This window comes from Streptomyces alboflavus, from assembly GCF_000716675.1.
Classification (GTDB): domain Bacteria; phylum Actinomycetota; class Actinomycetes; order Streptomycetales; family Streptomycetaceae; genus Streptomyces; species Streptomyces alboflavus.
The window spans coordinates 300,738-314,200 of sequence record NZ_JNXT01000002.1 but is presented as its reverse complement, the minus strand read 5'-3'; the positions used below and the strand labels follow the sequence as shown (position 1 = coordinate 314,200).

Below are 13,463 nucleotides of genomic sequence, written 5' to 3'. Positions count from 1 at the left end.
GAGTCCGGTGCGACGGCTCGGCGGAACCGGAAGGCACCGGTCGCCGCACCGGAAGACACCGGTCACCGCACCGCAGGCCGCCGCTCAGCCGAACCGCAGGATCCGCGGGGCGAAGGTGCCCTCGGGCCCCCCGGCCCGGCCGACCGACCACACCGTCGCCGTGCCCGGCACCGCCGCGAGGCGCAGCGACGAGGAGTCGCCCTCCCCGGCCACGACCGGTTCGCTGTGCTCGGCGAAGGACTGGCCGTTCCAGGCGAGGAAGTCAGGGCCGGGGATCAGCGGCGGCGTGCTGCCCGGCGGGCCCCACTTCAGCGAGCGGGCCACCGCGATCCAGCCGAGCTCGCCGGAGGCACCGGGCACCAGCGAGGTGATGCCGCCGAAGTCTGCAGGGATGCGCACCCGGTTCCACGACTGCCCGTCGAAGCGGACGAGGAGGGGCGGAATCGGCTTGCCCGGCGGACCGCCGACGAACCCGCCCGTGCCGCCCGCCCACACCTCGGTGGGCGAGACCGCCAGGATGCTGCCGACGGCCGACCGCGGGAACCCGTCCACCTGCGTCTGCTGCCACGCCTTCCCGTCCCAGTGCGCCACGGCGGCGCCGTCGTTGGCTGCGCCCGCGGCCCAGACGTCGTCGGCCGCCTTGATGTGCAGGCCGTACACGGCTCCCGGCGGCACCGGCAGGTCCTGCCAGGCACGTCCGTCCCAGCGCAGCAGGGCCGCCCCGCCGTCCCGGCCGCCGATCAGCCAGGTCTCGCCGCCGCCCGCGACGACCTTGTCGAGGCGGACCCCGGCCGGGGGCCGGCTGTCGCGCCAGGACTTGCCGTCGAAGCGGAGCAGGCGGCTGCCGCCCGCCGAGTCGCGGCCGACGGCCCAGAGCGTGGCCGGTGAGGTCCCGGCGATCGAGAGCAGCTCGCCCTGCCAGCGGATCCCGGGCAGGCTCTGGCGCTGCCAGGCGGTTCCGTCCCAGCGCAGCACCAGCGGGAAGCCCGGCGCCTCGCGGCCGACGGCGTCGGCGCCCACCGCCCAGGCCCGGTCGGGGCCGAACGCCGCGGCCTCGTTCAGGCCGCTCTGCGGGCGCACTTGTGCCGGGACCGGCACGTGCTGCCAGGACGGGGCCTCGGCCGCGGCCGCGGTCAGCACGGCCACGACGGTCATGGCGACCGCGAGGGCCGCGACGAGAAGTCTGCGGGCCAGGGTCGGTCTCGGTGCCATGGTCAGCCTCCCAGCCGCTCGCTCATCAGGTTCGGTTTCGAGCCGTAGATCTCGACGGTGCCGATGGAAAGGAGCGTGGACCCGGCCCGCGCCAACGCCTGGGGTTTCACGTCGATCGCGTTCGTGCGCTCCGGGCCGCGGGTGAAGGTGGTGCGGGGCCCGTCCACGCGGGCGTACTTCGACTGGAACGCGCGGTCGCTGCGCATCTGCACCCACAGGGCACCGTCCGGGCCGCGCACCATGTCCTCGGTGTAGGTGTCGCCCAGGGGCGGGTAGGTGGTGCGCCAGGCACGGCCGTTCCAGGTCGTGAGGTAGGTGCGGGCCACGCCGTCGGTGTACTGGCTGCCGCCGATCGTGACCCGGCCGGAGCGCTCGGGCAGGATCGTGTGCACGTTGCTGTTCGGCGGCAGCGGCACGTCCGCGTACCGCCATCCCGTGCCGTCGTGCCGCAGGACGGTCCGCTCGCCGGTGCGGGTGCTCGCCCAGGCCCAGACGTCGGTGGAGGTGCGAGCCGTGACCCCCATCAGGTACAGCACGTCGTCCGGGGTGGACTCCGTGGTCCAGCGGGAGCCGTCGTAGTGCAGCACCTTGAGTCCCGTGCTGTCCTCACCGACCACCCAGGCGCCGCCCGGTACGGCGGTGAAGTCCTGGTAGACCCACAGGGTCTGCGGCAGTGGGACGGCGCTCCACTCCCCCGCCGCCGAGCGGCGCAGGATCTCGCCCTCCCCGTCGCGGTTGTGGAGGATCCACACCTCGTCGCCGACGAACTGCACCTCGCCGAGCCAGCCAGGGCCGCCGGTGCCGGGGAAGGTGGTGTCCCGGCTCCACTTCGCGCCGTCCCACCGGTACAGGAGCGGCTTCATGCCGGTGAACTCGCCCTCGTAACCCGTCGCCCACGCCTCGCGCGACCCGCGGGCTGCGAGGTCCTTCACGGTCACCGGCGAGGCGGCGGCGGGCACGGGCAGCGCCGACCAGCCCGGCGTCGCCGCCGCGGCCCTCGGCACGGGCGCGGCCGGCGACACCACCGCGGCACAGGCGAGCACGAGGCAGACCAGGAGCGCACGGAGACCGTTCACGAGACCCCCCAGGATGTGAAGGTCGCAGAGCCTATGGGCGTCGCCCACCCGTGAACAGACGGCATTCGGCCATCACGGTCACCTCTGAGGGCCGCTGGCTCCAGGAGTCCCGCCGTGCCGTGGGCACGGGCGCGTCAGCGGCGTCCGCCGCACTCCCAGTCGTGGACCTCGACGGCGGCGTACCGGTCCGCGGTCAGGACGGCGCGTACCGCGTCCGCGTCCGGGGCCTCGATCAGCACCGCCGTGCCCAGCCAGGCGGAGCCGTCGTCCGACAGGAGCGGCCCGTACGCGATCAGGTCGTCCCGGTCGGGCGTCACCTCGGTGTCGGCGGCCGGTCCGGAGCCGAGGCCGAGGACCAAGTACCGGTTGCCGCCGGTCAGTCCGCCGGGAAAGTCCCACATCGTGCGTCCCAGGAGGTTCTGCCAGCGCCGCACGAGCACGTCACGGTACCCGCCGGCCTGGTGGACGGGTTCGTCGAAGGCGAACGCGCGGGCGGTGGCGGCGTCCGGGACGTCGACGATGTGCACGCTGCCGGTGGGCGTCTCGCCGTCGGCGGCGAAGGTCGGGCCGCGCGCGATCAGCTGCTTCGCGTACCCGTCCATGTAGGACCAGTGCTCCTCCTGCAACTCCTCGCGCAGCGGGAGGGAGCCGGGCCGGTCACGGTGGTAGCAGAGGAATTCCATGGCCAGACCTTCTCCCGGCGTGGCGGGGCGGCTCAACTCCCTTTCGCGGGGGTGGCTGCCCGGGGGTGCCGACCCGTCGTCCAGGGCCTGAGCTTCTCCGGGTTCCGCACCGCCCAGATGCTCTTGATGCGGTCCCCGACGACGTCGAACGCGAACACCCCGAAGGTGGCGCCGTCCTGCTGCGCCACCAATCCCGGGCGGCCGTTGACCGTGCGTTCCAGGAAGACCAGGTCCGGCACCCGGCCGACGATGTCGATCAGGCCGCGGGCGATCTGCGGGCCGCCCGCCACCGGGTGGAGCGAGGCGGCGACGCGACCGCCGCCGTCACCGGTCGCCAGGGCGTCGGGGTCGAGGAGGCCGATGAGGGCGGTCAGGTCCTTGGCCTCCCACGCCTGCTTGAAGTCCCGCACGATGCCGGCCTGCTGGGCCGCCGGGGTCGCGGGAGCCGCCGAGTCGCGGACCCGGCGCCGGGCCGACGAGGCCAGCTGACGGCAGGCCGCCGGGGTCCTGCCGACGATGTCGGCCACCTCCGCGAAGGAGTAGCGGAAGACGTCGTGCAGGATGAACGCGACGCGTTCGGCCGGGGTCATCGACTCCAGGACGACGAGGAACGCCATGGTGATCGACTCGTCGAGGGTGACCCGGTCCGCCGGGTCGGCGGTGGCCGTCGCGGCGCCCGACCGCCCGTCGACCCACTCCGCGGGGCCGGGCAGCGGCTCGGGGATCCACTCGCCCACATAGCTCTCCCGCCTGACCCGTGCCGAGCGGAGCAGGTCGAGGCAGATGCGGCTCGCGACCTTCGTCAGCCAGCCCCCGGGCGACGCGACGGCCTCCTGGCGCTGCCGGGACATGGCGTACCAGCGCGTGTACGTCTCCTGCACCACGTCCTCGGCGTCGGCGAGCGAGCCAAGGAGCCGGTACGCGACACCGATCAGCTGCCGCCGCTCGCTCATGAGCGCGTCCAGGCCCGGGGCTAGCAGGCCGGGTCCGGAGTCGGAAGGGGTGGTCATGGTGCGGTCGGCTCCCTCGGTCGCGTGCGCTGTCACCCGTACGACGGGACAGCCCCGCGAAATGTGAGATCGGCGCGTCGGCGGCCGGACCGGGGGCGTGCGGCGGCGTCATCAACCGCGAGGACTGGGGCGTGAACTGGAACGCCGCGACCGGGGTCGTGGTCGGGGCGAAGGTGACGCTGGAGGTCGACATCGTCGTGGTCTGTCGCTCCCGGCCCACCCGTCACGTCGGCGCGGCGCGGGCCCGCCGACGTACCGCGGCGCGGGCTGTGACCATCCCAAGATTCACTCGTTTGACGGAGGGCAGCGGCCGATGTCATCAGCCTTTGGGAGGCGGCCTCTCCATGCCCACGTCCGATGCCCGCACCTCGGGTCCCGCGCAGCGGATCTCGCTCGGCCAGGCCGAGGCGGCCCTCGTCGACCGCTACACCAACCTGGTGCGCCTCGCCTACCTGATCCTTCCGGTCGCGCTCTCCCGGCACCGCCGGGTCCTCGTCGCGCACGCCCTGGTGCAGCGCGCGCTGCCGGGGCCCTGGGGCTTCCGTTCCCGGGACACGGTCGCGCGGGTCCCCGCGCAGCGCACCGGCGGCGGCCGCGCCGGGGCCACCTGGCTGCTGCTTCGCGTGGTACGGGCGGCGCTGGCGTACGAGCGGCGTCCTCGCGGCTGGCCGAGACGGCTGCCGCCGCCGAGGGCGCTGACGCTGGTGCTGCCCGTGGTGTGGGGGCTGCGGCTGTTCCCGCGGGCGGGCGGGGTCGACGAGGTCACGCTCGGGCAGGCCTGCGCCCAGGTCTCCCCCGCCGCCCGCGCCGCGTTCGTCCTGCGACGCCTCGACGGGCTCGCGGACGCGGAGGTCGTGGAGCTGCTCGACGCCGCGGGCGCCGAGCGGCCCGGGGACGCGCTGCGTGCCTCGTACCGCCTGGAGGAGATGGCGGGACCGGCGGCCGAATCGCTGCTGCGGTCCCGGGAGTTCGACGCCTGCTCCGTGCAGACCCGGCCGACCGACCTGCTGCGGCGCAGGCGCCGGGCCCGGCTCGTCTGGGCGGCGGTCGCGCTGCTGCTCCTCAGCGGCCTGGTCCTGACCGGCCTGGAGGCGAAGGGCGACCAGGGATCCGGCCCCTCGACCGGGCCCGCCGCGGCCACCGCCGACCGGCTGCGCCGCGCCCCCGCCACGGAGTGGGCCGACACCGCCCGCGTCGACTTCACCGCCTGGCCGCCCCGGGGGCCGCGGACGGACGACCGCGCCCTGCTCGTCCGCGCCCTCGCCGTCTGGGCACGCCCCGGCCGGGGCGTGCGCGTCACGTCCGCCCCGGCCACGTCCACCGAACCGCCGGGCCGGGCACCGCGGTTGCTGTACGCCGGTGTCGTCGGCGGCCGTACCGTCGTGCTGTTCCACGACGCCGAGCGCGTCATCCGTTACAGCGAGAACTCCTCCGGCGCCGCGCCCGCGCTCGACTTCGCCCGCGCCGACAACGCCGATGTGACCACGGCCGCCGCGGTCGCCGTCAGCCGCGACGACGGCCGCACCCGCTACCTCACCGCGCCGTGGATCGCCGAGACACACACCCGTGACCTGCTGCGCCCCGACACCGCGAGCACGCCCCTGAAGGTCTCGGCCGACGGGATCACCGCGCCCGTGCCCGACCCCGCCATCGGCCGCTCCTGCGACGCCTGGCCCGCGCTGCAGCTGCGCTCCTCCTCGCGCATCGTCGAGAAGCACGCGTTCCTGGTCACCGACCTGGGCGGCCTGCTGCCCGTCCACCTGACGTACACGCCGCTGCCCGGCTCCGGGGCCCCCGCCCGCCAGCCGCGCGAGGCCATGAGCCCGCAGGCGCTCGCCGGCTGGGCCCGGACCGCCTGCCAGCTGCCCGAGCTGCGCAGGGGCACGCGGTCGGTCAACGTCTGGGACTTCGCCGAGCAGGATCTGCCGGAGGACGACGGGCGTGCCCTGTGGTCCTGCGCCCGCGCCACCACCTGGCGCGGCCCGGGCGATGTACTCCTGCAGTTCAAGGCACCGGCGGCACGGGACACCGCGTCGGCTCCCGTGATCGCCCGTGCCCGGTCCACCGCCGCCTGCGGCCGGTTCGGCCAGCACATCGTGGCGAGCACCACCTGGCGGGCGGACTCCGGCAGGCGCTATCTGCTCGCCGCGGGGAGCCGCGAGGTCACCGGCATCGACGTCACGGGGGACGTGGACGTCTCCGAGCGGGGCAGGACCCTGGCGGAACCGGCGCCGCGCGACGCGCACGCGCGGGTGCGCGCCCGGCTCAGCACCGGGGAGACCCTGGCGCCGCCCGGGGCCGCGGCCGCCCCGGGGCAGTCCGGGTAGCGGCCGCGCCGACCCATCGGACAGGCCCTAGCTCCAGCGGCGCAGGGCGTCGATCGTCGATTCCGGTGAGGTGTTGAAACAGAAGCGGATCCCGGGAGCCAGCTCGACGAGGACGTTGATCAGCCGCTCGAACAGCTCGGTGTGCTCGGCCGGCATGCGGACTCCGGCGCCGATCATGGCCAGTTCCACGGAATGCCCGGCCACCGCCGCGCGCACCGTCTTCTCCGCCTCGTCGGGGTCCACGCCGATGGGGCAGTGGAGGGCGTCGAAGCCCGCCGCCCGGACGGCCCCGAGGCCCTGCTCGACCCGTGCGGTCAGCGTGGCCTCGTCCAGGCCCGGAAAGAGGCTGTAGTCGATCGCACTCGGGCGGAGTCCGACGGTCAGAATCTTTGCCACGTTCATCATTCCTCACGGGAGACGGAGCCAGGTCGAGCGAGTAGACCGTTGCCAGTGTGCTGGTTCCCGCCGTTCGCGGGTAACCCGGGATCCGTGGCACCGGCCTCGGAAGCGGAGCGGGAGCACGGAGGGGTCCGGCGGTCAACTCCCCGTCGAACGCCCCGTGTACGGCACATGCACGCTCGGCGAGCCCTACAACCACCCGTGCCGCTCCCCGTGTCGAAGCCTGCGCCGGGACCACCGGCGAGCCATCGCCGCAAGCACCGGCGTCACCGACCCACGACACCAACGGAGTTCCCGTGCACCTGCGTACCCGCCCACCGGTCGCCCGGCTGACCGCGACCGCCGCGCTCGCCCTCGCCACCCTCTCCCTCGGCCTGGCGCCCGCCCACGCCGCGGACACCGCCCGCGCGAGCGACGACCCTCCCCCGGCCCCCTACACGGTGAGCCTCACCAGCAGCGAGAGCACGACCGACTACGCCCACCGGGACGTCGACCTGACCGGCACGGTGGCCCGCACCGACGGCACCCCCGTGGCCGACGCGCCGGTCGTGCTGCTCAAGTCCGTCCTCTACGACACCTGGAACCCGTGGGGCGACCCTATCGACCCGACCGAGCGGGAGACCCTGAACCTGGGCACGGTCCGCACGGACGCCAAGGGGAACTTCACGCTTCCCGACGTCAAGGCCGACCGCTGGGAGGACAAGCCCAGCATCTTCCTGTTCCCCCGTCACCGCGTGGAGTTCCAGGCCTCCTACGACCCGGGCGACCCGGACGACAACGAGATCTACTTCGGCGAGACCAGGGTCGCCGCCCAGCCGGTCACCAGCAAGATCAGCTACAAGGTGAACCGCACCAAGGTCCGCGAGGGCGACACCCTGATCGTCACCGGCAAGGTCACGTGGCCCGCCGGGCACGGCCCCGTCGCCGGCACCCGCGTGTTCCTGCGGACGTACTACGAGTCGGCGTACAACGCGCAGGCCAAGACCGACGCGAGCGGGAAGTTCACTGTCCGCGCCAAGATCCGCGGCTACGACAACGAGTTCGTGGTCTTCTCCGCGCCGAAGGACTACTACATCGCGGGGGCCGGCAAGGACCTGCCGGTCAAGAACGTCACCAGGCCGGCCGGCGGGAGCGTCACTCCCTGACCGAGAACTCGCCGGGCGGGGGCGGCACGTGCCCCGCCCGGACCGGATCCACCGGGCCCGCGTCCCCGGTGTGCCGCGCGGAGCTGTGGCGCCCCGCCCTGCCGGGACGGATCGGCCACCAGATGCCCCGGCCGAGCAGCGCGGCAAGGGCGGGCACCAGGACGACAGACAGCACGAACGCGGAGAGCATGATGCCGAGGGCCGTGGCGAAGCCGATCTGCTGGGTGCCCGGGGACCGGCTGACCGCGAGGCTGCCGAAGGAGCCCGCGAGGACCAGGCCCGCCGTGGCGATCGCCGGAGCGGTGTGGCGGACGGCGCGGGCCACGGCCGGGCGGGCCGGGCCCGGGTCTTCCATCTCCTCGCGGATGCGGTCGCTGATCAGGATGTTGTAGTCGGTGCCGAGGGCGACGACGAACAGGAACAGGACCAGCGGCAGGGTGAAGTCGACGCCGGGCTTGCCCAGGAGGTGCTGGAACACCAGGGTGGACGCGCCGAGGGTGGCCGCGAAGCCCAGGCCGACGGAGATCATGAGGATCACCGGCGCGAGCAGGCTGCGCAGCAGCAGGAACAGGATCAGGGCGATCAGGACGGCGGCGACCGGGAAGACGACCCTCAGGTCCTTGTCCACGGCCTCGGACACATCGGCGAAGATCGCCGGTGTGCCCCCGACGTGGGCCTCGGAGCCGTCGGGCCGGTGCTCCGCCACGGTGTCGCGGACGGGTCCTGTGACCAGGTCGCGGGCCTTCTGGGACTGTGGGTCGGCGGACAGGTACACGTCGATGCGGGCGGCGTCGTGGTCCTTGTCGAAGGTGGTGGCGCCGACCTTGCCCACGCCCTTGACGCGGGCGAGCGCGCGGGTCAGGCCGTGGGTGTCGGCGCGGCTGAGTTCCGCGCCGCCCTTGGCCCTGATGTACACGGTCGTCGGGTCGGACACTCCGGCGGGCAGGGCCTGTGAGATCTCCGCCGCGGTCCGCGCGGCCCTGGTGTCGTCGGGTCCGCCGGACTGGCCGTAGTTCATCTTCATGCCGGTCATGCCCGCGGCCAGGGCGCCGAGGAGGGCCACCGAGGCGAGGACGAGGGTCACGGGCCGCCGCGCGACCAGGGCGCCGAACCGTCCGGCGGAGCCTTCCTCGGGGGTGCGGCGCAGGGACCGGGAGGGCCAGAACATCGCGCGTCCGGTGACCGCGAGCAGCGCGGGCATCAGGGTGAGGCTGGCGAAGAGCATCACGAGGACGGACACGGCGATGGCCGGGCCGAGCACGCGGAACTGTCCGAAGGAGGCGACGCCGAGCGTGGCGAAGGCGGCGACGATCGTCAGGGCCGCCGAGGTGATCGCGGTGCCGACCCGGCCCGTGGCCTCGGCGGCCGCGTCGCGCCGGTGCTGTCCGGGACGGGCCCGCAGCTGTTCGCGGAAGCGGAACAGCAGGAACAGGAAGTAGTCGATGCCGATGCCGAGGAGCACGACATTGATGAGCTGCGGGGTGGAGGTGTCGAGCTTGACGCCGGTGAGCAGCGCGAAGCCGACCACGACGCCCGCCGCCGCGCCGCCGATCACGGCGACGGCGATCAGCGGCACGATCGCCGCCATGACGCTGCGGAACACGAGCACGTTGAGCAGCACGATCAGCCCGAAGGTGAGGATGCCCGTGATCTTGGTGGCATTCTCCTCGGCGTCGGTGGTGTCGACGGTGTCGGCGATCCCGCCGGTGAAGCCGGTGCGCATGTCGATGCGGCCGAAGGCGGCTTCGGCGTCGTCCCTGAGTTCGCGGAACACGTCCTGGAGGCCGGGGTCCGACGAGTTGCCGGTCAGCTTGACGGAGACCAGCTCGAAGGTGCGGTCGGGCGCCACCATGCCGGGGCTCAGGCGCGGGGTCTGCGAGTGGTCCTCGCGCAGGAACTCCATGGGCCCGGCGTCCTTGTCCTTGGGCATCGTGACGCGCCGCTTGCCCAGGTCGTCGGCCTGCTCGCCGATGCGCCGCCGGTCGGCGGCCGTGAGGCGCTCGCCGTCCGACCGGGCGACGAGCAGGGTGACGGTGTTCGCGTCGGGCTTCTCGCCGAACTCCTCCTCGGCGATCTTCAGGGCCGCCGCCGAGTCGTACGTACGCGGCAGGAAGTCCCCGGTCTGGGTCTGGGTCACGCGGTGGATGAGTGCCTGGCCCACGATGGCCAGGAGGACGCCGACCACCGACCAGACGGCGATCACCTTCCATGCGTTTCTGGTGGAGAACCCGGTCAGGGCGCGGATCACGTCGTTCCTCCGGCATCGGCCTGTCACCGGGGGTCCCCGGCCGTTCTCAAGCCCATCACCGGGGAACGCGGAGATCGTCCGGGCCAGGGACGAGAACGGCACCGGGACCGAGGTCCGAGGTCCGCCCCCGACCAGGACCCTGGTCCTGGTCCACGGCTCCCCACCGGGTCCCGGCCGGGCGCTGACACCCAGTGCCACAATGGGTCCTGTACGACCGTCACAGCGCACCCGGCACCGGCCCGGCAGCGGAGCCGGAGCTTGGAGACGAAGACGATGCTGACGGAACGACACCGCGTCGAGCGGGCGCCGGGCGCGGTCGCGCTGCCGTGGTCGCGCGCCGACGGCCTGGTCGTCGCCGGTGTGACGGCCCTGGACCTGTTCGGCTACTCCCTCAGCGGTGCGGACGAGGGCAATCCGGCCACCGTGCCCGGCCTGGCCGTGGTCGCCGCGTCGGGGCTGCCGCTGCTGTTCCGGCGTCGGCACCCGGTGGCGGCGTTCGCGGGGGCGCTGGCCCTCGGCGCGCTGATCAGTCTGGTCATGGCGGGGCCGCGCGGTCTCTCGGCCGCGCTCGTCGTCGCCCTGTTCACGGTGGTGCGCGGCGGCAGTGTCCGGGTGACGGTGGCGGCGGGCGCGGCGAGCCTCGCGCTGCCCTTCGTCGACCGGATCAACGGGCCGTGGCCCGCGCGGATGGACCTCGTGGGCACGGCCCTCGCCACCGTCCTGGTCATCGGGGCCGCGGCCGCCGTCAACCGCTGGCAGCGGGATGTGGAGGCGAACCGGCGGCTCCTCGCCGACCGGGCGGTGGCCGAGGAGCGCCGCCGCATCGCCCGGGAGCTGCACGACATCGTGTCCCACCACATCACCACCATGCAGCTGATGGCGGGCGGCGCCCGGGCCAACCTCGCGCACGACCCCGAGGTCGCACGGGGCGCCCTGGTCACCCTGGAGGACTCCGGCCGTATGGCGCTGCGCGAGATGCGCCAGCTCCTCGACGTACTGCGGGCGGACGACGAGCCGGACGACGCACCCCCCTCTCCCCAGCCCGGTGCCGACGACCTCGACCGCATCGTCGCCGAGTCCCGCCTCGCGGGGCTGCCCACCGACTTCCGCGTCCACGGCGAGGAGCGCCCGCTGCCGCCGACCGTGGGCCTCACCGTCTTCCGCATCGTCCAGGAAGCCCTCACCAACGCCCGCAAGCACGCGGGCGAGGCGCGGGCCGAGGTGCGGCTGACGTACGGCGACGACCGGGTCGACGTGGAGGTGCGCAACGACGGCGGGGGCACGCTCGTACCGGCGGGGCACAAGGCGCCGTCGCGTTCGGCGCGCCCCGGGTACGGCCTGGTCGGCATGCGGGAACGCGTCTCGCTGCACGGCGGCTCCCTGACGACCGGGCCGTTGGAGGGCGGCGGCTTCGCGGTGACGGCGAGCCTGCCGCTGGCTCCGGGCAAGGGGGAGGCGCTGCCCCGATGAACGGGACACCGGACCGGGCCCCCTTCCCGGCGAGCGACTCGCCGGACCAGGTGCCCGTCTCCACGAGCGGGACACCGGACCACGTCCCCGTCCCGGCGAGCGAGCCGCCGGACCGCGTCCGTGTGCTCATCGCCGACGACCAGCCCCTGGTGCGGCGCGGGCTCGCCCTGATCCTCGCACCCGACCCGGCGTTCGAGGTGGTCGGCGAGGCGGAGGACGGCGAGCGGGCGGTCGCGCTCGCGCACCGGCTGCGGCCCGACGTCGTCGTCATGGACATCCGCATGCCGGTGCTCGACGGGGTCAGGGCGACCGAGGAGCTGGCGCGGGTGCTGCCCCGCTGCCGGGTGCTCGCGCTGAGCACCTTCGACATGGACGAGTACGTCGTGGGGGCGCTTCGCGCGGGCGCGTACGGATTCCTGCCGAAGGACAGTTCGCCGGAGGAGCTGATCGCGGCGGTGCGCACCGTGCACGCAGGTGAGGCGGCCGTGGCCCCGCGCCTGCTCACGCGGCTCATCTCCACGTACGTACGCGCCCCGCACCACTCCCGGCAGGCAGCGCCCGCGGTGGACCTCGGTGAACTGACGCCCCGCGAGGTCGAGGTGTGGCGGCTGATCGCGACCGGGCTCGACAACGCGCAGATCTCGGGGGCGCTCGACATCAGCGTCTCGACGGTCAAGAACTACATCACCAGCATCTTCGGCAAGCTCGGCGTCCGTGACCGCGCGCAGGCGGTGATCGCCGCCTATGAGTCCGGGCTGGTCGAGGCGGCGGGGCGGGTGGCGGACGGCGAGGGGCCCGCCGGGTCGGGGGCGCACGGCGGACCGGCGTCGTGACGTAGATCCCTGCGCGGACCGGCGACGGCCGCTACCGTGGGGCGGGTGCTTGGGAAATAGGCACATCGACAGGTGACTTGGCGGCTGAAGCGGGAAAAGGTTCGGCCGCGAGTATCCGCGGGCACACGTGTGTCCGCGGAGCGCTGATGTGTGCTGTGACCAGGCTACGAGGGAGACCAAACCGTGCGTCAGGACCCCCTGGACCCGACCCCGAACGACTCCGGCCGTGAGGTCGCCGCCCCGCCCGCGGCCGACGCGGTGCCGGGACCGCGGCAGCACGACATCGCCCTGCGCAACCGTCAGTTGGCGCACGCCTGCGTCGAGCGCGCCCAGGACGTGCTGAGGGCCCGCTACGGCCTCGACTCCTCGCGCGACGCGTTCGATCTGCTGCGCCGGACGTCGCAGCAGATGAACATCAAGCTGCACACGTTGGCCGACGCGGTGATCCGGGTGCCCGGCCCCGACGCGGGCGCCGAGCTGTGGTTTCCCGGCCGGGCCCGCTACAGCCCGCCGCCGCTGCCCGGCCTGGTGGAGCCGGAGGGCGACCGCACCGGGCACGGCGCCGTGCTGAAGTCCACGCTGCGGCGGGTCCTGCACGTCACCCAGACCGGGATGGGCAACGTGCAGGTGCTGGAGCACGGGATGCTGCGCCTGGAGAGACACACCGGGCTGAGCCGGGAGTTCACCGACTTCTTCGCCTTCGTGCAGGACTCGACGACGTCGTGCGCCCGGGCCGCCGAGGAGGGGCGGCAGGTGACCGTGAAGGACGTGGCCGTCGCGGAGATCTTCGACGAGGACTCCCGCCGCACCATCCTGCGGGCGGGCAGCCGTGGTTGCCACAGCGTTCCCCTGACGGGGCCGGGCGGTGCGGTGCTCGGCATGGTCTCCTCGCACCACGAACGCCCCCTGCTCGGCTTCACCCGCGCGCAGCTCGACGAGTTGGAGGCCGTCGGGGAGCAGGTCGGCCGCTGGCTGGCCTGGCACCGCGGCACCCGCGTCCTGGACGCCCTCGAACACCTCCACACCGCCGCGGCCGCCCTGCGCTGACCTGGCGGGCCCG

The 13,463-nt window shown here is 74.0% G+C and carries 11 protein-coding genes; 5 read left to right on the top strand and 6 right to left on the bottom strand.

Annotation, left to right across the window (positions count from 1 at the left end):
- Positions 1-84: 84 nt before the first annotated feature.
- The 4 genes from OO63_RS02870 to sigJ form a co-directional block, all read right to left on the bottom strand.
- The gene (locus OO63_RS02870) at positions 85-1,212 is read right to left on the bottom strand and encodes a hypothetical protein (protein ID WP_234311046.1); all 1,128 of its coding nucleotides are present in this window, start codon (positions 1,210-1,212) and stop codon (positions 85-87) included.
- A gap of 2 nt (positions 1,213-1,214) precedes the next feature.
- Positions 1,215-2,288 (bottom strand): hypothetical protein, encoded by a 1,074-nt coding sequence (locus tag OO63_RS02865; protein ID WP_030356784.1) that lies wholly within the window; start codon positions 2,286-2,288, stop codon positions 1,215-1,217.
- A 134-nt stretch (positions 2,289-2,422) separates the two neighbouring features.
- Positions 2,423-2,971 carry a YciI family protein gene (locus OO63_RS02860; protein WP_030356785.1) on the bottom strand — a complete coding sequence of 183 codons (549 nt, stop codon included), beginning with the start codon at positions 2,969-2,971 and terminating at the stop codon, positions 2,423-2,425.
- 32 nt (positions 2,972-3,003) lie between these two features.
- A complete protein-coding gene (gene sigJ / locus OO63_RS02855; RefSeq protein WP_051810464.1) occupies positions 3,004-3,981 on the bottom strand; it encodes an RNA polymerase sigma factor SigJ in 978 nt (325 codons plus the stop codon).
- 344 nt (positions 3,982-4,325) lie between these two features.
- On the opposite strand from sigJ, the gene OO63_RS02850 reads away from it, so the two are divergent.
- Positions 4,326-6,308, top strand: a complete 1,983-nt coding sequence (locus OO63_RS02850; protein ID WP_030356787.1) for a hypothetical protein — start codon at positions 4,326-4,328, stop codon at positions 6,306-6,308.
- Positions 6,309-6,335: 27 nt separating this feature from the next.
- Here the strand turns inward: OO63_RS02850 and OO63_RS02845 are convergent, their stop codons facing one another.
- Positions 6,336-6,704 carry a hypothetical protein gene (locus tag OO63_RS02845; protein ID WP_234311047.1) on the bottom strand — a complete coding sequence of 123 codons (369 nt, stop codon included), beginning with the start codon at positions 6,702-6,704 and terminating at the stop codon, positions 6,336-6,338.
- A 299-nt stretch (positions 6,705-7,003) separates the two neighbouring features.
- On the opposite strand from OO63_RS02845, the gene OO63_RS02840 reads away from it, so the two are divergent.
- A complete protein-coding gene (locus OO63_RS02840; protein WP_051810463.1) occupies positions 7,004-7,852 on the top strand; it encodes a hypothetical protein in 849 nt (282 codons plus the stop codon).
- Here the strand turns inward: OO63_RS02840 and OO63_RS02835 are convergent.
- Positions 7,842-10,100 carry an MMPL family transporter gene (locus tag OO63_RS02835; protein WP_030356790.1) on the bottom strand — a complete coding sequence of 753 codons (2,259 nt, stop codon included), beginning with the start codon at positions 10,098-10,100 and terminating at the stop codon, positions 7,842-7,844. The two genes, OO63_RS02840 and OO63_RS02835, sit on opposite strands and share 11 nt — an antisense overlap.
- A gap of 258 nt (positions 10,101-10,358) precedes the next feature.
- On the opposite strand from OO63_RS02835, the gene OO63_RS02830 reads away from it, so the two are divergent.
- The 3 genes from OO63_RS02830 to OO63_RS02820 all read left to right on the top strand — a co-directional run bounded on the left by OO63_RS02830 (position 10,359) and on the right by OO63_RS02820 (position 13,450).
- Complete coding sequence (locus OO63_RS02830; RefSeq protein WP_248782201.1) at positions 10,359-11,570, top strand: sensor histidine kinase; 1,212 nt, start codon at positions 10,359-10,361, stop codon at positions 11,568-11,570.
- Positions 11,567-12,403, top strand: a complete 837-nt coding sequence (locus OO63_RS02825) for a response regulator transcription factor (RefSeq protein WP_078618805.1) — start codon at positions 11,567-11,569, stop codon at positions 12,401-12,403. The genes OO63_RS02830 and OO63_RS02825 overlap by 4 nt, the downstream gene beginning before the upstream one ends.
- A gap of 183 nt (positions 12,404-12,586) precedes the next feature.
- Positions 12,587-13,450, top strand: a complete 864-nt coding sequence (locus tag OO63_RS02820; protein ID WP_106983278.1) for a GAF and ANTAR domain-containing protein — start codon at positions 12,587-12,589, stop codon at positions 13,448-13,450.
- The last annotated feature ends 13 nt before the right edge of the window (positions 13,451-13,463 follow it).

Coding starts and splice junctions, on each gene's coding strand:
- OO63_RS02870 (WP_234311046.1), bottom strand. CDS start 1,212: ATGGCACCGAGACCGACCCTGGCCCGCAGACTTCTCGTCGCGGCCCTC.
- OO63_RS02860 (WP_030356785.1), bottom strand. CDS start 2,971: ATGGAATTCCTCTGCTACCACCGTGACCGGCCCGGCTCCCTCCCGCTG.
- sigJ (WP_051810464.1), bottom strand. CDS start 3,981: ATGACCACCCCTTCCGACTCCGGACCCGGCCTGCTAGCCCCGGGCCTG.
- OO63_RS02850 (WP_030356787.1), top strand. CDS start 4,326: ATGCCCACGTCCGATGCCCGCACCTCGGGTCCCGCGCAGCGGATCTCG.
- OO63_RS02825 (WP_078618805.1), top strand. CDS start 11,567: ATGAACGGGACACCGGACCGGGCCCCCTTCCCGGCGAGCGACTCGCCG.